Source organism: Arthrobacter sp. AOP36-C1-22, from assembly GCF_052377515.1.
Classification (GTDB): Bacteria; Actinomycetota; Actinomycetes; order Actinomycetales; family Micrococcaceae; genus Arthrobacter_H.
In genome coordinates, this window is sequence record NZ_JBQSWW010000040.1 from 1 (window position 1) to 19,070 (window position 19,070).

General features: G+C 66.7%; 15 protein-coding genes and 3 tRNA genes. 15 read left to right on the forward strand and 3 right to left on the reverse strand.

Features of this window, described 5'->3' with window-relative positions; translation table 11 throughout:
- From ACT3S6_RS15015 to ACT3S6_RS15030, 4 genes are all read left to right on the forward strand, one after another.
- Positions 1–2,547 (forward strand): amino acid adenylation domain-containing protein (locus ACT3S6_RS15015; RefSeq protein ID WP_444555626.1); only part of this gene is annotated, 2,547 nt, incomplete at its 5' end.
- An 87-nt stretch (positions 2,548–2,634) separates the two neighbouring features.
- Complete coding sequence (locus tag ACT3S6_RS15020; protein WP_444555627.1) at positions 2,635–3,672, forward strand: ABC transporter substrate-binding protein; 1,038 nt, start codon at positions 2,635–2,637, stop codon at positions 3,670–3,672.
- A 20-nt stretch (positions 3,673–3,692) separates the two neighbouring features.
- Positions 3,693–4,772, forward strand: a complete 1,080-nt coding sequence (locus ACT3S6_RS15025; RefSeq protein ID WP_444555628.1) for a FecCD family ABC transporter permease — start codon at positions 3,693–3,695, stop codon at positions 4,770–4,772.
- Positions 4,773–4,775: 3 nt separating this feature from the next.
- Positions 4,776–5,549, forward strand: a complete 774-nt coding sequence (locus tag ACT3S6_RS15030) for a heme ABC transporter ATP-binding protein (RefSeq protein WP_444555629.1) — start codon at positions 4,776–4,778, stop codon at positions 5,547–5,549.
- Here ACT3S6_RS15030 and ACT3S6_RS15035 read toward each other — a convergent pair.
- Positions 5,533–6,318 carry a 4'-phosphopantetheinyl transferase family protein gene (locus tag ACT3S6_RS15035; protein WP_444555630.1) on the reverse strand — a complete coding sequence of 262 codons (786 nt, stop codon included), beginning with the start codon at positions 6,316–6,318 and terminating at the stop codon, positions 5,533–5,535. The genes ACT3S6_RS15030 and ACT3S6_RS15035 overlap by 17 nt on opposite strands.
- A gap of 447 nt (positions 6,319–6,765) precedes the next feature.
- On the opposite strand from ACT3S6_RS15035, the gene dnaG reads away from it, so the two are divergent.
- From dnaG to ACT3S6_RS15055, 4 genes are all read left to right on the forward strand, one after another.
- Positions 6,766–8,685 (forward strand): DNA primase, encoded by a 1,920-nt coding sequence (gene dnaG, locus ACT3S6_RS15040; protein WP_444555631.1) that lies wholly within the window; start codon positions 6,766–6,768, stop codon positions 8,683–8,685.
- A gap of 65 nt (positions 8,686–8,750) precedes the next feature.
- Positions 8,751–8,823, forward strand: a tRNA-Asn gene (locus ACT3S6_RS15045).
- A 99-nt stretch (positions 8,824–8,922) separates the two neighbouring features.
- A complete protein-coding gene (locus tag ACT3S6_RS15050; RefSeq protein WP_444555632.1) occupies positions 8,923–10,392 on the forward strand; it encodes a lipase maturation factor family protein in 1,470 nt (489 codons plus the stop codon).
- Positions 10,393–10,459: 67 nt separating this feature from the next.
- Positions 10,460–10,532, forward strand: a tRNA-Asn gene (locus ACT3S6_RS15055).
- 57 nt (positions 10,533–10,589) lie between these two features.
- On the opposite strand, the gene ACT3S6_RS15060 is transcribed toward ACT3S6_RS15055, so the two are convergent.
- Complete coding sequence (locus tag ACT3S6_RS15060; protein WP_444555633.1) at positions 10,590–11,741, reverse strand: multidrug effflux MFS transporter; 1,152 nt, start codon at positions 11,739–11,741, stop codon at positions 10,590–10,592.
- A 303-nt stretch (positions 11,742–12,044) separates the two neighbouring features.
- On the opposite strand from ACT3S6_RS15060, the gene ACT3S6_RS15065 reads away from it, so the two are divergent.
- From ACT3S6_RS15065 to ACT3S6_RS15090, 6 genes are all read left to right on the forward strand, one after another.
- Positions 12,045–12,839, forward strand: a complete 795-nt coding sequence (locus tag ACT3S6_RS15065; protein ID WP_444555634.1) for a phage holin family protein — start codon at positions 12,045–12,047, stop codon at positions 12,837–12,839.
- Between the two features lie 96 nt (positions 12,840–12,935).
- Positions 12,936–13,556, forward strand: coding sequence for a CDP-alcohol phosphatidyltransferase family protein (locus ACT3S6_RS15070; RefSeq protein ID WP_444555635.1), 621 nt, complete (start codon positions 12,936–12,938; stop codon positions 13,554–13,556).
- Positions 13,544–14,452, forward strand: coding sequence for a DMT family transporter (locus ACT3S6_RS15075; RefSeq protein ID WP_444555636.1), 909 nt, complete (start codon positions 13,544–13,546; stop codon positions 14,450–14,452). Before ACT3S6_RS15070 ends, ACT3S6_RS15075 begins: the two co-directional genes overlap by 13 nt.
- 88 nt (positions 14,453–14,540) lie before the next feature.
- Positions 14,541–15,731 carry a glycosyltransferase gene (locus tag ACT3S6_RS15080; protein ID WP_444555637.1) on the forward strand — a complete coding sequence of 397 codons (1,191 nt, stop codon included), beginning with the start codon at positions 14,541–14,543 and terminating at the stop codon, positions 15,729–15,731.
- Positions 15,732–15,800: 69 nt separating this feature from the next.
- A tRNA-Met gene (locus tag ACT3S6_RS15085) sits at positions 15,801–15,874 on the forward strand.
- 100 nt (positions 15,875–15,974) lie between these two features.
- Positions 15,975–17,183 carry a glycosyltransferase family 4 protein gene (locus ACT3S6_RS15090; protein WP_444555638.1) on the forward strand — a complete coding sequence of 403 codons (1,209 nt, stop codon included), beginning with the start codon at positions 15,975–15,977 and terminating at the stop codon, positions 17,181–17,183.
- On the opposite strand, the gene ACT3S6_RS15095 is transcribed toward ACT3S6_RS15090, so the two are convergent.
- Positions 17,119–17,697, reverse strand: a complete 579-nt coding sequence (locus ACT3S6_RS15095) for a M23 family metallopeptidase (protein WP_444555639.1) — start codon at positions 17,695–17,697, stop codon at positions 17,119–17,121. The genes ACT3S6_RS15090 and ACT3S6_RS15095 overlap by 65 nt on opposite strands.
- Positions 17,698–18,109: 412 nt before the next feature.
- Here ACT3S6_RS15095 and rpsB point away from each other — a divergent pair, with 412 nt between their 5' ends.
- The gene (rpsB, locus tag ACT3S6_RS15100) at positions 18,110–19,021 is read left to right on the forward strand and encodes a 30S ribosomal protein S2 (RefSeq protein ID WP_444555640.1); all 912 of its coding nucleotides are present in this window, start codon (positions 18,110–18,112) and stop codon (positions 19,019–19,021) included.
- Positions 19,022–19,070: the final 49 nt, after the last annotated feature.

Genomic DNA, 19,070 nt, shown 5'->3' on the forward strand with positions numbered 1-19,070 from the left:
CCTAGCCTGCTCATCGAACAGCTGGGACGCGCCCCCGCTGCCCCCGCACTGCTGTGGCAAGAATCATCGCTGGACTACCAGGAACTGTTCCATGGTGCCCGCCGCCTGGCCGCCGTTCTCGGTGCCCACGGGGCCGGCCCCGGTGACACCGTCGGGGTCCACCTGCAGCGTGGCCCCGCGATGGTGCTCTCGCTTTTGGCGACCACACTCGCTGGCGCGGCCTACGCGCCGTTGGACCCCGCGCTGCCCGCGTCAAGGCTGGACTCCATGGTCGGTGACCTCGACCCCGCGGTGATCATCACCGGCAACAACGGCGGTGAGGCCCCCGGGCCGGCCGGAATCTACCCCCTGGTGCCGTTGTCGGAAGACACCCTTGACTGCCTGGACCACCTTCCCGCCCCGGCTGCCCCCGAGGCCGCTACCGGGGTCGGCCCGGAGGACACCGCCTACATCATCTTCACCTCCGGATCGACCGGGGCTCCGAAGGGAACCGCGGTCAGCCACCGGGCCATCGTGAACCGCTTGCTCTGGATGCAGCATGAATATGCCCTGGACTCCTCGGATATCGTGCTGCAGAAGACGCCGTTCAGTTTCGACGTCTCCGTCTGGGAGTTCTTCTGGGCCTTCATGGCAGGGGCACGCCTGGCCATCGCCGAACACGACGTCCACCGCGATCCGGAGGCCCTGGCACGCACGATCATCGAACACGGCGTCACCACCTGCCAGTTCGTGCCCTCGGCCTTGTCCCTGTTCACCGGCGCCCGCTCCGCGTCGCGGTGTACGAGCCTGCGGCGGGTCTTCTGCTCCGGGGAGGCACTCGATGCCGAGACCGGACATCGACTGCTTGGCATGCTGCCCGTGGAATTGCACAACCTCTACGGCCCCACTGAAGCCGCCGTCGATGTGACTTTCTGGCACGTATCCGCCACGGAGCGGGGGCCGGTACCGATCGGGCGGCCCGTCTGGAACACCAGGACGCATGTTCTGGACGCGCTGGGCCGCCCGCTTCCCCCCGGAGTTGCCGGTCACCTGCACCTGGCCGGCATACAACTCGCCCAGGGATACGTCCGACGCCCGGAACTGACTGTAGAGAAGTTCTATCACCACCCCGGTCTGGAACGCCTGATGGGACGCCCCGAGCGGGTCTACGCAACGGGTGATATTGCGCGGTGGCGCTCCGACGGTGCCCTGGAATACCTCGGTCGCATCGACGACCAAGTTAAAATGCGCGGCCTGAGGATCGAATTGGGGGAAATCGAGGCGGTTCTGGCCGCGCACCCGATGGTGGAACGCGCCGTCGTCGTGCCCCATGGCAGCGGGCCGTCGACGACCCTACGCGGCTACGTCCAATCCCCGGGGGCCGTCGCAACGGAACTGCGCGCCTGGCTCACCGATCGGCTGCCCGACTACATGGTTCCCCACAGTGTGGACGTCCTCGTTGAGCTGCCCCTGACGGCCAATGGGAAACTCGACCGCCGGAGTCTTCCCAAACCGGAGGCCGGTGCGCCCAGCCGCACACCCTCGACCCCCCTCGAGGGCGCCATCGCCCGGGCTTTCGCCACCGTGCTGGACCAGCCGGACATCGGGGTGGAAACCAACTTCTTTGATGCCGGGGGCACCTCGCTCACTGCGGTATCGCTGCTGCGCCGACTTGAAGGGCTCCACGAAACCCTCAGCAGCACCTCCCTGGAACTCAGCGACATTTTTGCCGGGCCCACGGTTGCAGCGCTGGCCCGACGGCTGGGTTCGGGAGTTGGTGCCAATCCGTATGCCAGGGTCCTCACGCTCCGGGCACACCGTCGGGGTACACCGGTGTTCTGCCTGCACCCAGCCGGCGGGCTCGGCTGGTCCTACGCCAACCTGCTCCGGCATATCACCCCCGATACAGGTATCCATGCCCTGCAAGCACCAGGGCTGGATCCGGCGCTGCCGGCGCCAGCCCCACCGGCCTCCATCCACGAACTCGCCTCCGACTTTGCCCAGGCCATCATCGAGCTGGTTCCCGAAGGTCCCGTCTCCCTCCTGGGCTGGTCGGTCGGCGGGGTCATTGCCCAGGAGCTGGCCATCGAACTCACCGAACGCTCCGTCACAGTCGAACGACTGGTCCTGCTGGATGCCTATCCGCCGGAATCCTGGCAGCAGCTCGCCGAGCCAACCGCGGAAGAGATCAACGAAGCGCTGCTCATCATGGGCGGCGTGGACCATGACCGGCAGGGGCCCGACCTCTCCCGCGAATCGGTGCTGGACCTTTTAGCCCGTACCCCCGGCCCGTTCGGCGAACTCGCCGACGAGGTCGTGGCCCGGGTGGCGAGCGCGGTGAGTACCAACGCCGCCCTGATGCGTAGCCATACGGCGCGTCGATATGACGGGGACATCGACTTCTTCACCGCCCTGCGCAAGAGCCAGAACTGGCTGCACGTCTCGGATTGGCGGCCCCATGTCGGAGGCAACCTGCGCAATCACGATATCGATTGCAGCCACCCGGCCCTGATCCACCACGAGAACCTGGCCCACATCGTCGGCGAACTCGGGCTCTGGGCCCCCTGAATCCCCGCAGACCCGTCGCGTGCACCCAGCACGCCACGGACTGTGGTCATGAAGCACGCAATTGATCAACAGCCGCAAAGGAAGACAATGAAGAAACTTGCACACATCACGGCCACTGCCGGCATCCTGACTTTGGCCCTGGCTGGCTGCTCCCCGGCCCAGGGCCAGGACGCAGACCAGGCTTCCGCGGCGGACGGCAAGCCCTCAACCATCACCACGCAGGAGGCTCCGAAAGACCTGCCCGAAAAGTGGCGTTATATTGCCGGCACCTCGGACTTCACCCCCGAAGAGAGCACCCCCCAGCTCCCGGTCACGGTGACCGACGACGCCAAGGCCACGGTGGAAATCGACGACATTTCGAAGATTATTTCCTCGGGGGACAACGTCTCATCGCTTCTGCAGGCACTGGGGCTGGGCGACAAGATCGCGGCCTCGCCGGATGACAGCCTCTCCGCGGCCGGCAAGGCCGCACCGGAGCACTTCGAATTCCGGAAGAACACCGGGATGGAGGGGCTGCTCGCTCTGGACGGCACCTTGTTCATTGGTGATAATCTCAAACGCCATGGGGATGTCTCCCAACAGTTCCGCGACGCCGGAACGGATGCCGTGCTGTTCGACGTGGGAAACACCACCTCCGATAAAATCCGCAAGCTTTCCAGCTTCGTCGGCCTCCCCGAGGAGGGCGATCGCCTGGCCGAGTCCAACGAGAAGGCGCTGAAGGAAGCCCAGGACATCGGTAGCGCCGAGGGCAAGTCCATCATCCAGGTGACCGCCACGGGGGCGGGCGGGCAGAACTCGGTTGCGGCCAACGGGACTCCGGGGACCGAGATGATTGAAGCCCTGGGAGGCATCAGCGTGGGCGCCGACGCCGGCCTCAGGGGGTTCTCCCGTGAAATGAGCGCGGAAGGCCTCGTGGCGGCCGACCCCGATTACATCCTTCTCTCCAGCGACGACTACGACCGTTGGGAGGGCGAAGAGGGGCTGTGGAAGGCCTTCCCGTCGCTGAAGAACACGACGGCAGGGCGAGAGGCCAACGTCATTGTGATGCCCGATTCCCAGATCAAGTACACCGGCCCTGACTCGGGCGTCGGGGCCTTGGCTCTCGCCAGGGCGCTGCAGCAGTAGACCGGGGAACAGGTTAGCCAATGATGCTCCGTGCCGCCCGTGAAAAACGTGCGGAGGAGCAGATCCGCCGGGTGCCGCTCGTTGTAGCGGCCCCGGTGGGTCTGCTGGTCCTCCTCTTCCTGATGGTCCTTTCCGTCTCCGTCGGACCTTTGCGGATCGACTTTGCCGACGTCTTCCGCATCGTCGGGCAGCAACTCGGCATCCATGAGGTAGACGGGCTCAGCCAACGAGATGTGTCCGTCGTCTGGCAACTGCGGTTCCCACGGACCCTGCTCGGCGCGCTGGTCGGGGCGGCCCTGGCCATGTCCGGCGCCGCATTGCAATCGCTGTTCAACAACCCCTTGGCGGACCCGGGCATCATCGGCGTCACCGGAGGAGCGACCACCGGGGCCGTGGCCGTCATCGTGCTGCTGGGACCGGTAGCCTCGGATGCCCTCACGACCTGGGCCGTGCCGGGGGGAGCCTTCCTGGCTGGCCTGGCCGTGACCGCGTTGATCTATGTCCTGGCGCGGCCGGGCCGCACCACCGGCACTTCAAAGATGCTGCTGGTGGGCATTGCACTGGGCTCGGCTTGTGCCGCCTTGACCGGATTCTTCACCTACATTGCCGACGACACCCAGTTGCAGACCCTGGTTTTCTGGCAATTGGGCTCGCTCAGTAGTGTCAATTGGGGCCAATTGGCCGCCATGCTGCCCGTTGCCGTGGCCGGGGTCGTTGTCCTGGTGATGAACATGCGCAACCTCGATGTCCTGGCACTTGGCGAGCGACAGGCCCAACACCTGGGCGTTAACGTCAAGGCGGCCCGCATGGCGATCATCGTTGCCACTGCGCTACTGGCCGGCGGTTCCGTCGCCTTCGTCGGCAGCATCGGCTTCGTGGGACTGGTGGTCCCGCATATCGTGCGTCAGATCGTGGGCCCGGCAGACCGGGTGGCGCTTCCGATGGCGGCGATCGTCGGAGCCTGCCTCATCGTTGCCTCCGACTGCGCCGCTCGCACACTGAACCCGCCCTCGGAGATCCCGTTGGGTCTGTTCACCGCTGCCGTTGGAGCCCCCTTCTTCCTCTATCTGGTCGTCCGGGCCAAGAAATCGATGTGGTGAATGATGAGTGATGCCGTTGAACGGATCGTGGAGCTAGAGTCCGTTTCCTTCCGGATCGGCCAGCGGGACCTGCTGCGAGAAGTTTGTTTTTCTCTGGATCGATCCAGCCTGGTTGCCCTGGTCGGTCCGAACGGGGCCGGCAAATCGACGCTGCTGTCCTTGATCGCCGGGGATCAGGAACCGACCGAGGGCACCGTGCGGGTAGCGGGCACCGAACCGCGGCGGTGGAAGGCCAAGGACTTCGCCCGGCAGCGGGCCGTCATGTTGCAGGAACATCGCGTCGGATTTTCCTTCAGCGTCGAGGAAACGGTGGCGATGGGACGCCTGCCCTATCCCGTCAGCGAAGGACACGACGCCGCCATGGTGCGCCAGGCCATCACACGGACCGGTCTGACCAGGCTCAAGCGCCAGGACGTGACCACCCTGTCGGGAGGTGAAAGCTCACGCTCCTCATACGCCCGCGTCCTGGCCCAGGCACCACCACTGATCTTGTTGGATGAGCCGACGGCGGCCCTTGACCTACAGCATCAGGAATCGGTGATGCGCAGTTCACGCGAACATGCCGACGACGGGCATTGTGTGGTCGCGGTACTGCATGACCTCAACTTGGCGTCGCGTTATGCGGATCGAGTCATCGTGATCGCCGATGGACGGATCACCGCCGACGGGCCTCCGGAGACGGTGCTGACCGTGGAGCTCATCGAAGAGGTCTATGGGCAGAAGGTGTGCCTATTGAGGCACCCCGCGTCGCAGGCGCTGGTCATCGTTCCAGCATGACGGCGGTGACCACCAGCGGGGCTCGTATCAGGAACCGGCCACTGAGGACGTCAGGCAAGGCGGGATGGCGCCGGTCCGGGGTGGACACGGCGACGGAAAACGTGCCGGTCATGGGCCCGGCCGCCCGGGCGACGCCGGCATCACGGGTGGCCACGGACCCGAAGTCGACCTCCACGTCAAGGAAATCCAGCCAGGTCCGAGTGAGCGGGAAGCGGGCCTTGTAGAAACTCTCCTTGATACTGAAAACCAGGCGATCCATCGGCTGGGCGGTGGCCGCCGGGAAGAGCGCCTCCGCCGAGCGCAGTTCCAACTCGGTGCAGATCACCCCGGATGTGCCGTGGGGCAAGGGCGCCCACTCCTCCGCATCGATTCCCAGTGCGGCAAAGCGGTCCGCAGCAGCCACGGCTGCCGCCCGATACGTGGGTCGCCCGGCTGACGTTGGGCCAATATGGGTGAGGCTGCCGACCCAGCCGGCGGGCCACTGGGGCTCACCACGGGGGCCACGCATGAGCGGTGCGGGCGGGGCCCCCGCCGTGGCGAGGGCCTCATGGGCGCACCTCCTGGTGGTGAGGAACTCCGAACGCCGCTGCTCGACGGCGTCGGTGAGGCCGGTCGATTCGGCGGTGGAGAAGGGGGTTGCCTGCTGGGCCGGCACAGGATCGTGATCGATTTCGGAGACCTGGATTGTCGAGGGAAGCAGCTGTCGCAGCGGACCTGGATTGAGGAAGATGAGCTGCCTTTCGGTGGCCGGGATACCCCATGATTTCACTATAGTTAGGGTCCCCTAAATTCTAGCTCCATCGATTCCGGCAGCGGAAAAGAAGTCGTCCGACGCGGCATCACCCGACCTGGCGCGTGGCCTCCACGGCATGCTACCGAAAACTCCTGCGTGCCGGGGGACTACAACCTCGAGACCATCGATGCCACCGTACGGCCCGGTTCCATGGCCCGGATCGGTTTCAGCTGTCCCGCACGTTTCGCAGACAACACCATTGATCCCGGCTCCGGTGAGGGGCTCGTGCAAAGAGTCGCCGGTGACCCCTAAAACGCGGAAGGGGTCCGGGCCGCCGGCGCATCCATCGCACGTGAGGGCGGTGAAGCACACCTGCGCCGGCACCACCGGCTGACCCGGGGAAAGAGGTCCAGGGACGGGCCTATTGGGTGGCCAATCGGGGCATGGGGAAGTCGGCCTACACCGGGCACTAGACTGGGGGCCATGGCCGGATTGATCAAGCGCGAAGACATCGACGAGGTCCGCTCACGCACGGACATCAAGGAAGTCGTTGATGGGTATGTCACGCTCCGTTCGGCAGGCATCGGCTCGTTCAAGGGGTTGTGCCCCTTCCACGACGAACGCAGCCCCTCCTTCCACGTCCGTCCCCAGGTGGGGACGTTCCATTGCTTCGGCTGCGAAGAATCCGGCGACGTCATTTCCTTCATCCAGAAGATGGACCACACGACGTTTTCCGAGACCGTCGAGCACCTGGCCGGACGGATCGGCTTCGAACTGCGCTACGAGGACGGCGGATCCGGGCCCAGCCGTCAGGATGTCGGCCGGCGTCAACGCCTCCTGGACGCCCATAAGATCGCCGAGGAATACTTCCGCTCCCAGCTGCTCTCCGAGGAAGCCGCGACCGGACGGCAATACCTCTCCGAGCGGGCCTTCGACCGGGCCGCCTGTGATCATTTCGGGGTCGGCTATGCCCCCAAGGGGTGGGATCAGCTCCTGAAGCATCTGCGCAGCCGCGGCTTCCAGGACGAGGAACTCAAACTCACGGGAATGTTCTCCGAGGGCAACCGGGGCATCTACGACCGGTTCCGCGGCCGGCTCATCTGGCCCATCCGCGACCTGACCGGAGCCACGATCGGTTTCGGGGCCCGCAAACTCTACGAGGACGACCAGGGGCCGAAATACCTGAACACCCCCGAAACCCAGCTCTATAAGAAATCCCAGGTCCTCTATGGCGTGGATCTGGCCAAACGGGAGATCACCAAAAACCGGCAACTGATCGTGGTGGAGGGATACACGGACGTCATGGCCTGCCACCTCTCGGGGCTGGGCACGGCGGTGGCCACCTGCGGCACGGCCTTCGGGGCCGACCACATCAAGATCGCCCGCCGCCTGCTGCGCGACGACGGCTCGGGAGGCGAAGTGGTCTTCACCTTCGACGGGGACGCCGCCGGGCAGAAAGCCGCCCTGCGGGCCTTCGAGGAGGACCAGCGTTTCATCGCCCAGACCTATGTCGCCGTCGAACCCTCCGGGGCAGACCCCTGCGAACTGCGCCAACACCGGGGCCCCGAGGCGGTCAAGGAACTCATCGATTCCAAACGTCCGCTCTTCGAATTCGCCATCCGGGCGGGGCTGAAGAAATTCAACCTCGATACCGTCGAGGGCCGCGTGCAGGCATTGCGCGCCTCCGCACCCATCGTTGCGGCCATCCGTGATTCGGCCATGCGTCCGGCCTATTCCCGTGAACTGGCCGGCTGGTTGGGCATGGATATGGATGAGGTCAACCGGGCCGTGGGGGCCGCCGCCAAGCGCGCCCGTGACGGGTCCGGGTCCGGCCAGGACCGCGGTTCCCGCCCCGGTTCCGGGTCCGAGCCCCGCCCGCAGGGCCCGGGATACGGCCCCGGGGCCGCCCAGGAGCCCCAGGCCCCGGCCTTTCAACGCCCCGATGTCCGCGACCCGGTGACCCGGATGGAACGCGAATCCCTCGAAGTGGTCCTGCAGCAACCGGGGGTGCTCAGCGCCGACCAATGGCAGGCGTTCTATACGGCCCGCTTCCTCGCCCCGGTCCATGCGGCCGTCCATGACGCGGTCCGCGCCGCCGGTGCCGCGGGGGCCACCCCGTCGCAATGGGTGGAGTCCATCCGGCAGGAGGTGCCGGATCCGTTGCGCTCCTTCGTCTCCGAGCTGGCGGTGAACCCCCTGCCGGCGAATTCGGAGGAGTCGCTGACCCGGTATTGCCACGGCATCATGAACCGCCTGTTCGATCTGCAGATCACCCATCAGAAGGCCGATCGGCTCGGCCAGCTCCAGCGGATGGACCCCGTCGCCGATCCCGAGGGATACCAGCGGATCCAGCGGGAATTGATGGAACTGGAGCTGCGGCGCCGGTCGCTGCGCCAGGAGTAGGAAGGGGCCGGGGGCGACGATTTAGCAACCTCGGCCCAGCTCTTGTATAGTCGTCTCTGTTGCTTTCCCCCATAGCTCAATTGGCAGAGCGTTCGACTGTTAATCGAAAGGTTACTGGTTCGAGTCCAGTTGGGGGAGCGGATCACTGGTCGTCCCCGTCACTGTTCGTGGCGGGGACGACCGTGTTTAAGGCTCGGGGCCGTGGTCCGGCCGGGCCCGTCGACCTACCATGGAGCCATGGACTGGCTGCTGGCACCGGACTACTGGGTCGCACGGGAAATCCTGCAACGCGGGGTCGCCGCCGTCTTCCTCATCGCCTTCGCCTCCACACTGAACCAGTTCCGTGCCCTGCTCGGTGAACGGGGCCTGCTGCCGGCGAATCGCCTGCTGGCCGGCCCCGGGGCGCGCGGACCATCGGTGTTCACCCGGTGGGGGTACTCCGACGCCAAGCTCGTGGCCGTGTGCTGGGTGGGCCTGGTCGTGGCCGGCACCCTCGTCGCGGGGCTGCCGCAGGCAGGTCCCGCCTGGGTGGTGTTGGCGGCGTTCCTGCTGCTCTGGGGGCTCTACCAGTCGATCGTGAACATCGGGGGGATCTTCTACGGGTTCGGCTGGGAGATGCTCCTGCTCGAGGCCGGGTTCACCGTCGGGTTCCTGGGCTCGCACCAGGTCGACCCGCCACGGACCATCCTGATCCTGATCGTCTGGCTGGTCTTCCGCCTCGAATTCGGCGCCGGGATGATCAAATGGCGCGGGGACCCTGCCTGGCGGAACCTCACGGCCCTGTACTACCACCACGAGACCCAGCCCATGCCCGGACCGTTGAGTCGTCGGGCGCATCTGGCACCGCGCTGGTGGCATCGCTGTGAGGTGGCCGGAAACCATGTGGCGCAGCTGGCCGTCCCGTTCCTGCTCTTCGTCCCGCAGCCGGTGGCATCGATCGCCGCCGGGGTGGTCATCGCCACCCAAGCATGGTTGGTGGCCACCGGAAACTTCGCCTGGCTGAACTGGATCACGATCGTGCTGGCCTGTGCCGCCATCGATGATGCCGCCTTCGGAGGCCTCGCCTCACTGGTCGCCGGTCTCCCCGCCGGTCCGGTGGGGCCGCTCGCGGAGCGGGCGGCGGCCCCCGCAGGGTGGACCGTCGTCGTCCTGCTGGCCACGGCGGGGTTGCTGGTCGCCGGGATCCCGGCGCTACGCAACCTTTTTTCGCGCTCCCAACTGATGAACGCCAGCTTCAACCGCTGGCAGCTGGGCAACGCCTACGGGGCCTTCGGCAGCGTCACCCGCCAACGCACCGAAGTCGTCATCGAAGGCAGGATCGACGACGAGGTCGGGGACGACGACGCGGACCCGGAGACGGAAACCGGCTGGCATGAATATGAATTCCGCGGCAAACCCGGCGATCCGGCCCGCAGGCCACGGCAGTTCGCCCCCTACCATCTGCGGCTGGATTGGATGATGTGGTTCCTGCCCCTGGGGTCGCTGCACCAACGCTGGTTCCAGGCCCTGCTGCTCAAGCTCCTGGCCGCGGACCCCGCCGTGTTGGCCCTGTTGCGGGTGGATCCCTTCTCCGGCAGGGCCCCGGACCGGATCCGGGTGCTGACCTACCGCTACCGTTTCGCGAACGACCAGGAGACGAAGGACCGGTCGCTGTACTGGATCCGTTCCGACCGGCGCCTGGCCATCGGACCGGTACGGCGTGGTTGAGGGCCGGGGGGAGCGGAAGGCGATTCGAATTCGGCCCGCCGTCCTGCTAAAGTTTTACTCGCTTCCTTCCCCCATAGCTCAATTGGCAGAGCGTTCGACTGTTAATCGAAAGGTTACTGGTTCGAGTCCAGTTGGGGGAGCCGAATGAACGTCCGTCCCACCGCATGGTGTGGCGGACGTTTTTCGTTGCGGCCCGCTCAGGTCATCAACGGCACCTGGCGGGGCCGGACCACGATCCACAAGGTTGCGATGGCCAGCAGGATGCACCCGGCCATCACCGCGGCCATCGGCGTCGCGCTCCCGACACCCAGCAGACCCACGACGGGGGAGATCGCCCCGGAGAACCCGAAGGTCGCCGCCCCGAGCAACGCCGCCGCGGTGCCCGCCTGGCTGCCATGACGGTGCAGGGCCAGCCCCTGGATGCAGGGGAAGTTGAAGCCGGTGGCGCAGATGTAGAACCACAACGGGATGGCCGTGCCCCAGAAGCCCCAATGGAACTGGTCGGCGGCGATGATGCACAGGGCGAAGAACACCTGGGCGATCGTGGCGGCGGCGATGATCCATTGGGCGCCGAACCGGCGGACCAACCGGGCGCTGGTCTGCACCCCGGCGACCACCCCCAACGAGTTGACCATGAACAACAACCCGTAGGCCTGCTCGTTGAGCCCGTAGACGTCCTGGAAGACGAAGGGGGAGGCCGAAAGATAGGAGAACAGCCCGGAGAAGTTCAGCCCGCCGACCAGCAGCAGCCCCACGAAGATCCGGTCCTTGAGCACCAGGGAATAGCGCCGCAACAGGTGGGGTCCCCCGACCGGTCGGCGCTCGGGCGGAAGGGATTCGCCCAACAGCAGGATCGCGGTGGTGGAGGCCACGATCCCGTAGCCGGCCAGTGCCCCGAAGACCCCATGCCAGTCGGTGACCAACAGGAGCTGGGAGCCGATCACCGGGGCGAAGATCGGGGCCATGCCGTTGACCAGGGCCACATAGCTCATCGTCTTGACGAGTCGCAGGCCGTCATACAGATCGCGCACCATCGCGATGGCGACCACCGAACTGCCCGCCGCCCCCACGCCCTGCAGGACGCGGAAGAGCATCAGCATCTCGAAATCCTGCGAGAGGGCTGCTCCCGTGGTGGCACCGATGTGCAGGATCGTCGCCGCGATGAGCGGCCCCCGCCGGCCCAGGCGGTCGCTGAGCGGGCCGACCACCAGCTGACCGGCGGCGAAGCCGAAGACCGTGCCGGTCAACGTCAATTGGGCCGCGGCCTCGGTGATGCCCAGATCCAGGCGCAAGGCGGGGATGGCCGGAAGGTAGAGGTCCACGGTGAAGGGGCCGAGGGCGGTGAGCATGCCCAACACCACAATGCGCAGGATCTTTGAGCGTCGGCTGGGGGCAGGGGTCGGTGCAGGGGTGCCGGGCAAGGAGTCCTCGGGGTTGGACAGGAGGGGAACAGGCCGGCTGTGAAGCCGATGTCCACAGCCTATACCGGGGCTGCGAGGTGGCAGCGACGCCCTTCGGCCCAGGCGCTCGGGGGCGCGATCATGACCGCTGGAAGGAACGTTGTCTACCCCCGAGTAGCCCCGGTATGCAGGCAAGATGGTAGGTTTTTGAGTGCACAGGCCCGTCTGGGCCGCCACCGAAGGAGGATCAGGATGACACGAACCACGTCCGGACGTCGCCCATCGTCGTTCACCGGCCTCATGAAGATCGTCGGTCGACTGGTGCCCAAGCAGCTGAATGACGAAATCCAGCTCGCCATCGCCCAGATGAAGAGCAAGGCCGTCAAGGCGGGGATCGGTGCCGGCCTGGCTGTCGTGGGCCTCGTCTTCATCACGTTCATGATCGTTGCGCTCATCACGTCGGGGATCCTGGCGTTGGGTCTGGTCTTCAAACCATGGCTTGCCGCACTCATGGTCGCTGCCTTCTTCCTGATCGTCGCGGCGATCCTGGCCTTGATCGGCGTCATGAAGATCAAGAAGCAGATGCCGCTGATCCCCGAGGACGCCATCCGGGGGGTCAAATACGACCTCGGCGTCGCCAAGCAGGGCCGTTCCTTCGACCCGTCCACGCTGGACCAGAAGAAGCCCAAGGACGAGGAAGCCAAGAAGGACAAGAAAAAGAAGAAGGACGAGGACAAGCCCGCGCCGGTGCCCTACAACGAACTGCTCAAGCGTTCGCAGGAACGCCGCGAGCATCTGGCCGAGATCCGCGACGACCTGGCCCCGAAGCTCGACGTCAAGCGCCAGGCCAAGGAAAAGTCCGAGACCGCCAAGACCTATGCCCAGGACGGCAAGCTCCGGGCCCGCCAGGCACTGCACGAGCGGACCCACCAGGAGGTTCCCAGCGACGCCTCGCTGTTGTTCAAGGAGCGCTGGCAGCCGCTGGCCCTCATGGGGGCCTCGCTGGTCGCCCTGGGTGCGTTCGTGCGCAAGCTCCGGAAGTCTTGAGGTGACGGGTCCCGTCTGAGGGCCGTTTCGAGTGGTTCGACCAGCACCGATCGGTCCCGGGACGGGCCGTAGCCTCCGGGGAGAAGGGAAGCACGCGTGAAGATCATCGGCGCCGGGGGGCGTGATGACCTCGAATACCGCGAGCTCACCACGTTCTGGACCTTGCCGAACCTGATCACCGTCCTGCGGTTCGGACTGGTTCCGGTCTTCGTCTGGATGGTCCAGACGGACCGCTATGGGTGGGCGACCATCGTGCTGGTCGTCCTGGGGGCCACCGACTGGATCGACGGGTACGTCGCCCGGCTGCTCAACCAGATCTCCACGGTCGGCAAATGGCTTGACCCGGTGGCCGACCGGGTCGCCCTGATCGTGGTCATCGTGGTGTTCGTCGTCGACGGGATCGCCCCGGCCTGGCTGGCCTACGCGATCATCATCCCCGATGTCCTGCTGATCACCAGCACGGTGATCCTTGCCCGCGGGAACCCGAACCAGCCCGTGAGCAACCTGGGGAAGATCCGCACCGCCCTGTTGCTGCTGGCCATGCCCCTGCTGCTCTTGAGCCGGGTAGATGCCGCCCCCGGAAGGGTGCTCGAGACCGTGGCGATCGCACTGTTGGCGGTGGGGTGCGTGCTGCACGTGGTGGCGGCCGTGTTCTACTTCCGCCGGGCCCACCGCAGGGCGCGCACCCTGAAATCCGGGGGACCATGGTCTGGATAGCCGTCGCCTGCGCCGTCATGGCAGCCTTCTTCCTGGCGTTCGGCACACAGCGCCAGAGCAGTGCGGTCCGGGCCAGCAGCGGTGGCCTCGCGGTGTCCTCCCGGGGCATCCTGAAGCTGCTGCTCAATCCCCGTTGGATGTTGGGGCTGTCACTCATGGGTGTCGGGATGGTGCTGAACGTCTACGCGCTGGCCAGCGCGCCCCTGACCGTGGTGCAGCCCATCGGAGCGATCGCCCTGGTCATCACCACCGTGGTCAACGCCCGCGACCAGGGCATCCGCATCAACCGGCCCACGGTGCTGGCCATCACCGCCTGCATGAGCGGGAGCATCGGCTTCGTCCTGCTGGCGATCAACGTCACCGCCAGCACCCACGCCATCAGCCGTCAGCAGGAACAGGCCACCGTGCTGCTGCTGGCCGTCGTGGTCGCGATCCTCACCGCGGTCCTGCTCGGTTTCAGGCGGCGCATCAGCGCCTTCGTCTACATCCTGGGCGCCGGGGTGCTCTTTGGTTTCGTCGCCGTGCTGGTGCGCACCATCGCCATCGGGCTGATGGATCCCAACGGAAGGTTCCTGGGCAACATCGCCTGGTATGTCATCCTCGCGGTGGTGGTGGCCGGTCTGTTGGGCACCTATTGCGTGCAGAACGCCTATTCCAGCGGCCCGCCCGAACTCGTGATCGCCGGACTGACCGTCATCGACCCGATGATCGGCATCGCCGTCGGTATCGGCATCCTGGGTGAGTTGCGTCCCGATGTGCATCCGGTCGTGGCGATGTCCATGGTCGGGGCGGCTCTCATTGCTATCGTGGGTGTCACTGCGTTGTCGCGCCATCATCCCGATGTGTTGCAACGGCAGGAAGAGGCACGACGCCGGCAGGCGGGCACGGGACGCTAGGCCCAGCGGGCCGGGGCCTGCGGATCCGCCGCACGTGGTGCCATCAGAGGATCCAGACCAAACCCCGAGTAGCAGGAGCCAGCCCCCAGTGAGCGGTGACAAACCCCTGACCATCCTGATTGCTGCGGATACCTACCCGCCCGACATCAACGGGGCGGCGGTCTTTTCCCATCGGCTGGCCACGGCCATGCAGGCCCGTGGGCATACGGTCCACGTCGTGGCCGCCCGTGACGTGAACGGCCCCGGGGTCGTGGAGCACCGCCGCGAGGCGACCGTGCACCGGCTGCGCTCGCATAGCCAACCCACCCAATCGACGCTGCGTCTCTGCCTGCCCTGGGAAGCCAAACGGGACATCGGGGCGATCCTGGATGAGATCAAACCCGATATCGTGCACGTGCAGTGCCATTACATGGTGGGCCAGGCGGCCGTGAACGAAGCCGAAAAGCGGGGGATCAGGACCGTGGCGACCAACCATTTCATGCCGGAGAACCTCGACCCGTTCCTGCCGTTCCCGAAGTGGTTCAAGCGGATCGTGGCCCGGAACTCCTGGCGCGACATGGGCAGGATCATGGGCAAGGCCGCCGTGGTCACCACGCCCACGCCGCTGGCGGCACGCGCCATGATGACCCATGCCCGGTTGGGGCGGGTCCTGCCGCTGTCCAACGGCATCAACGCCTCCAACTACCAGCTCGACGCCGGGGAGGAGGTGCCGCAGTCCCACCACCCGATGATCCTGTTCGTGGGACGGCTGGCCGTGGAAAAGAACGTCGACGTGCTCGTCCAGGCCCTGGGCCTGATGCGGAGCGACCCGGCACCACATCTGACCATCGTCGGCAGCGGGGAACAACGCGGCCCGCTCGAACGCCGGGTCGCCGAACTGGGGCTGGAGGACCGGGTGCACTTCACCGGCCATATCGAGGATGCACAATTGCGGATCGGCTATCTGCAAGCCGATGTGTTCTGCCAGCCGGGGACCGCCGAACTGCAGTCGTTGGTGACCCTCGAGGCACTATCGGCCTCCACCCCGGTGGTCCTGGCCGATGCCATGGCCTTGCCGCATCTGGTGGACGACGGCGTCAACGGCCACCTGTTCACCCCCGGAGATGCGCGCGAACTGGCGGAGAAGGTCGATGCCATCCTGGCTCTGGACCCGGCGGAGAGGGCGCGGATGGGCGCTGCCGGGTTGAAGAAGGCCGAGCAGCACAGCGAAGCCAAGACGATGGATATCTTCGAGGCCCTCTACCGGGGTGCCGGCGCCGACGACTTCCTGGTCGCCTGAGCCGGCCGCGTGGCGTCCGGGCCCGCGGTTTCCATTAGGATGACAAGGGTCGCAGGCAGCCTGCGCCGAGGGGCGGTAGCTCAGTTGGTTAGAGCAAGGGACTCATAATCCCTGGGTCGTGGGTTCAAGCCCCACTCGCCCTACGTGTTCCGGCCGGTACGCCATGGCGTACCGGCCGGCCCCGTCGGCAGCACCTCGGCCACCTCTTGCACAACGACCGGGAAGGCCAGGAACCAGCGGACCATGCACATCGTCATGTTCACCGACCAGCATCCCGGCACGCTGGGGGGGATGCAGACCTCGGTCCAACTCCAGCGCAAATACCTGGAACGTGCCGGGCACCGGGTGACCGTCGTGGCCCCGGCCTTGCGTGGGCGGGCCGCGGATACCGACCCCCGGGTGCTCACCCTGCCCACGATCGGGTTGGGGCCCGGGGAATACGGGATGACCCCGCCCACCGCCCGCATCATCAAGACCCTGGTGTCCCGCCTGCGGGCCCGCGGCCCCGTGGACCTGCACCACGTCCAAGCCGACTTCTGGGGTGCCGCGATCGGTTATGCCGCCGCCGGGATGCTCGGGGTGCCCGTGGTGCACACCATGCACAACCACCTTCAGGCCGGACTGCGGGCGACCATGCCGCTGCCGGGACTGTTCCAACGCGGTTTCGGGCTCATGCAGAAACGGGTGCTGCGCACCGGCGAACCGGTGGCTGCCGACGCCTGGACCTATCTACGGGGCTTTGCCTCCCGCGCCGCGGCGGTCACCGCACCATCGACCCATTTCGCTGAACTATTGAAGGGACACGGGGTGTGTCCACGACTCGACGTCATCCCCACCGGGCTGGACGACGACGTGGCCCGGGGCTTGTTGGCCGAACCCCGGTCGGAGGCTCACCGGGCCCGCCCGCGGCTGGTCTGGATCGGGCGTTTCAGCGCGGAGAAGCGGTTGATCCCCTTCCTGCGGGCCGTGGGCGCCTCGGGGATCCGGGCCGACGTGCGGATCTTCGGCGACGGCGCCGAACGCCGGCGTGCCGAACGGATCGCCGCGGACATCACCGCCTCGAGCATCACCTTCCAAGGCCGGGTCCCCTATGAGCGGATGCTCTCGGAACTGCGCCACAGCGATGCGCTGGTCCAGACCTCGCAGGGGTTCGAAACCCAGGGCATGACCGTCTATGAGGCGGCGGCCCTGGGAACCCCGACCGTGCTCAGCGATCACCGCATTGCCGCGGACCTGCCGCGGAACCTGCTCTGGCTGACCGACGACGACACGGTAGAGGGACTGGCCAGGACCCTGCGTCGGGCGGCCGCCGACCTGCAGGACGGCCGTCGGGAACCCCTCGATGCGGCGGAGACCGGGAACCTGCTGCAAAGCCGGCAGACCGAACTCATGCTCGCGGTCTACCGCCGGGTCCTTGACGGAGCGACGCCGCAGGAACCGGCAGCAGGATAGACGGACGCCGGTCCATCAGCAGCGACAGCGGGTCGATGTATTCACCATTCAGCCGCACTCCCCAGTGGAGGCAGACGCCGGCACAGTGCCCGCCGGTTCCGGTCGTGGCGACCTGCTGGCCGCGGACGACCCGGGCGCCGACGTCCAGCTCCGCGGTCACCGGTTCGAAGCTGGAGACCACTCCACCCCCGTGGTCGATGGTCAGCACCTCCCGGTCGACCACCACCCCCGCATAGCGCACGACGCCCGCGGCGGGGGAGCGGATCCCCGCCCCGGTCGCGGACCGCAGGTCCACCCCCCGGTGTCCGGCAGCCCAGAGCGCCGGGGGTGCGACGAAGGAATCCAGGACCGCCTCGGGGCCGCCGAGCGGCCAGGACCAGGGGACGGACCCGGCGGAGGGGGTGGGTCCGTCCGCCCGGGCCGGGCCGATCGGGCCCGCCGGACCACCCCCGGCCAGCAAGGCCAGGACCAGGACCAGGAACAGGGGCCAACGCGACTTCCGGGATAGTGACATGCACCGATCCTGTGCTGCCGCAGTAGCCTCGTGGAGCCCCTCGGATGCGGCCGGGGAAAACCCCGGGGTGGAGGCCGCCGTGGAGGGCTCGTCGCCGTCCATCCGGGGCCCGCGGCTGTAGTACACTATTAATCGCAGTTCTGTGAGTGGAAGGCCTGTGCCTACAGGTAGGAAACGACTGGAACTGACTTCGCGTATTGCGTCTCCACCTTTCGAGGCCGCCTTTCCGGCGGCATCCAACGGGTGGGACCTGCAGCCAACGGTCCGGAAACCCGGTGGGCTGCGGGGGCCGGATTCCGGTGGCCGATGCCAGGGGCACCACCGACCGGTGGATTGCCACACAACCGAAACAACAGGTGGTTACCGCGGTCCCTGCCGGGACCGGACTGCTACCGCCGGAAGGAGTTGCGACATGCCCGTCGTAACCATGCGCCAGCTGCTCGACAGCGGCGTCCACTTTGGCCACCAGACCCGTCGCTGGAACCCGAAGATGAAGCGCTTCATCTTCACCGAGCGCAACGGCATCTACATCATCGACCTCCAGCAGTCGCTGTCCTACATCGACCGCGCCTACGAGTTCGTCAAGGCCACCGTCGCCCACGGCGGCACCGTGCTGTTCGTCGGCACGAAGAAGCAGGCCCAGGAAGCCATTTCCGAGCAGGCCACCCGCGTGAACCAGCCCTACGTGAATCAGCGCTGGCTCGGCGGCATGCTGACCAACTTCGCCACGGTCTCCCGGCGGGTTGCCCGCATGAAGGAGCTCGAGGAAATCGACTTCGACGACGTCGCAGGCTCGATGTACACCAAGAAGGAACTGCTGCTGATGCGCCGCGAGCTCACCAAGCTGCAGACCAACCTCGGTGGCATCCGCAACCTGACCAAGGCACCGTCGCTGCTCTGGGTCGTCGACACCAAGAAGGAACACCTGGCCGTCGATGAAGCGCAGAAGCTGAACATCCCGGTCGTCGCGATCCTGGACACCAACTGCGATCCCGACGAAGTCGATTTCCCGATCCCGGGCAACGACGACGCCATCCGCTCCGTGAACCTGCTGACCCGCGTCGTCGCCGACGCCGTGGCCGAGGGCCTGATCGCCCGCAGCAACAAGCAGAGCGGTAACACCGAAGCCGCGGCAGAGCCGATGGCCGAGTGGGAGCGCGACCTGCTCGAGGGCAACGCCAAGTCGGACGAGGCCAAGGCCGCCGCCGAAGAGGCAGCACCGGTCGCCGAGACCGAGCCGGAGGCTCCTGCAGCGGAAGCCGCCGCAGCGGCCGAGGCAGCACCCGAGGCAGCAGCCGAGAAGCCTGCCGAGGACGCCAAGTAACACCTTGGGTCATCTGGAGCCGGGGGGGCGGGCGGGCCCCCCGCGCCGC

What these genes read in the sequence shown, in the direction of transcription:
- ACT3S6_RS15060 (WP_444555633.1), bottom strand. Translation starts at nt 11,741, where the DNA reads ATGCTCACCGCCCTCGGCCCCTTCACCGTGGACCTCTACCTTCCGGCC.
- ACT3S6_RS15025 (WP_444555628.1), top strand. Translation starts at nt 3,693, where the DNA reads ATGATGCTCCGTGCCGCCCGTGAAAAACGTGCGGAGGAGCAGATCCGC.
- ACT3S6_RS15075 (WP_444555636.1), top strand. Translation starts at nt 13,544, where the DNA reads ATGGTCTGGATAGCCGTCGCCTGCGCCGTCATGGCAGCCTTCTTCCTG.
- ACT3S6_RS15095 (WP_444555639.1), bottom strand. Translation starts at nt 17,697, where the DNA reads ATGTCACTATCCCGGAAGTCGCGTTGGCCCCTGTTCCTGGTCCTGGTC.
- ACT3S6_RS15065 (WP_444555634.1), top strand. Translation starts at nt 12,045, where the DNA reads ATGACACGAACCACGTCCGGACGTCGCCCATCGTCGTTCACCGGCCTC.
- dnaG (WP_444555631.1), top strand. Translation starts at nt 6,766, where the DNA reads ATGGCCGGATTGATCAAGCGCGAAGACATCGACGAGGTCCGCTCACGC.
- ACT3S6_RS15050 (WP_444555632.1), top strand. Translation starts at nt 8,923, where the DNA reads ATGGACTGGCTGCTGGCACCGGACTACTGGGTCGCACGGGAAATCCTG.
- ACT3S6_RS15030 (WP_444555629.1), top strand. Translation starts at nt 4,776, where the DNA reads ATGAGTGATGCCGTTGAACGGATCGTGGAGCTAGAGTCCGTTTCCTTC.
- ACT3S6_RS15090 (WP_444555638.1), top strand. Translation starts at nt 15,975, where the DNA reads ATGCACATCGTCATGTTCACCGACCAGCATCCCGGCACGCTGGGGGGG.
- rpsB (WP_444555640.1), top strand. Translation starts at nt 18,110, where the DNA reads ATGCCCGTCGTAACCATGCGCCAGCTGCTCGACAGCGGCGTCCACTTT.
- ACT3S6_RS15020 (WP_444555627.1), top strand. Translation starts at nt 2,635, where the DNA reads ATGAAGAAACTTGCACACATCACGGCCACTGCCGGCATCCTGACTTTG.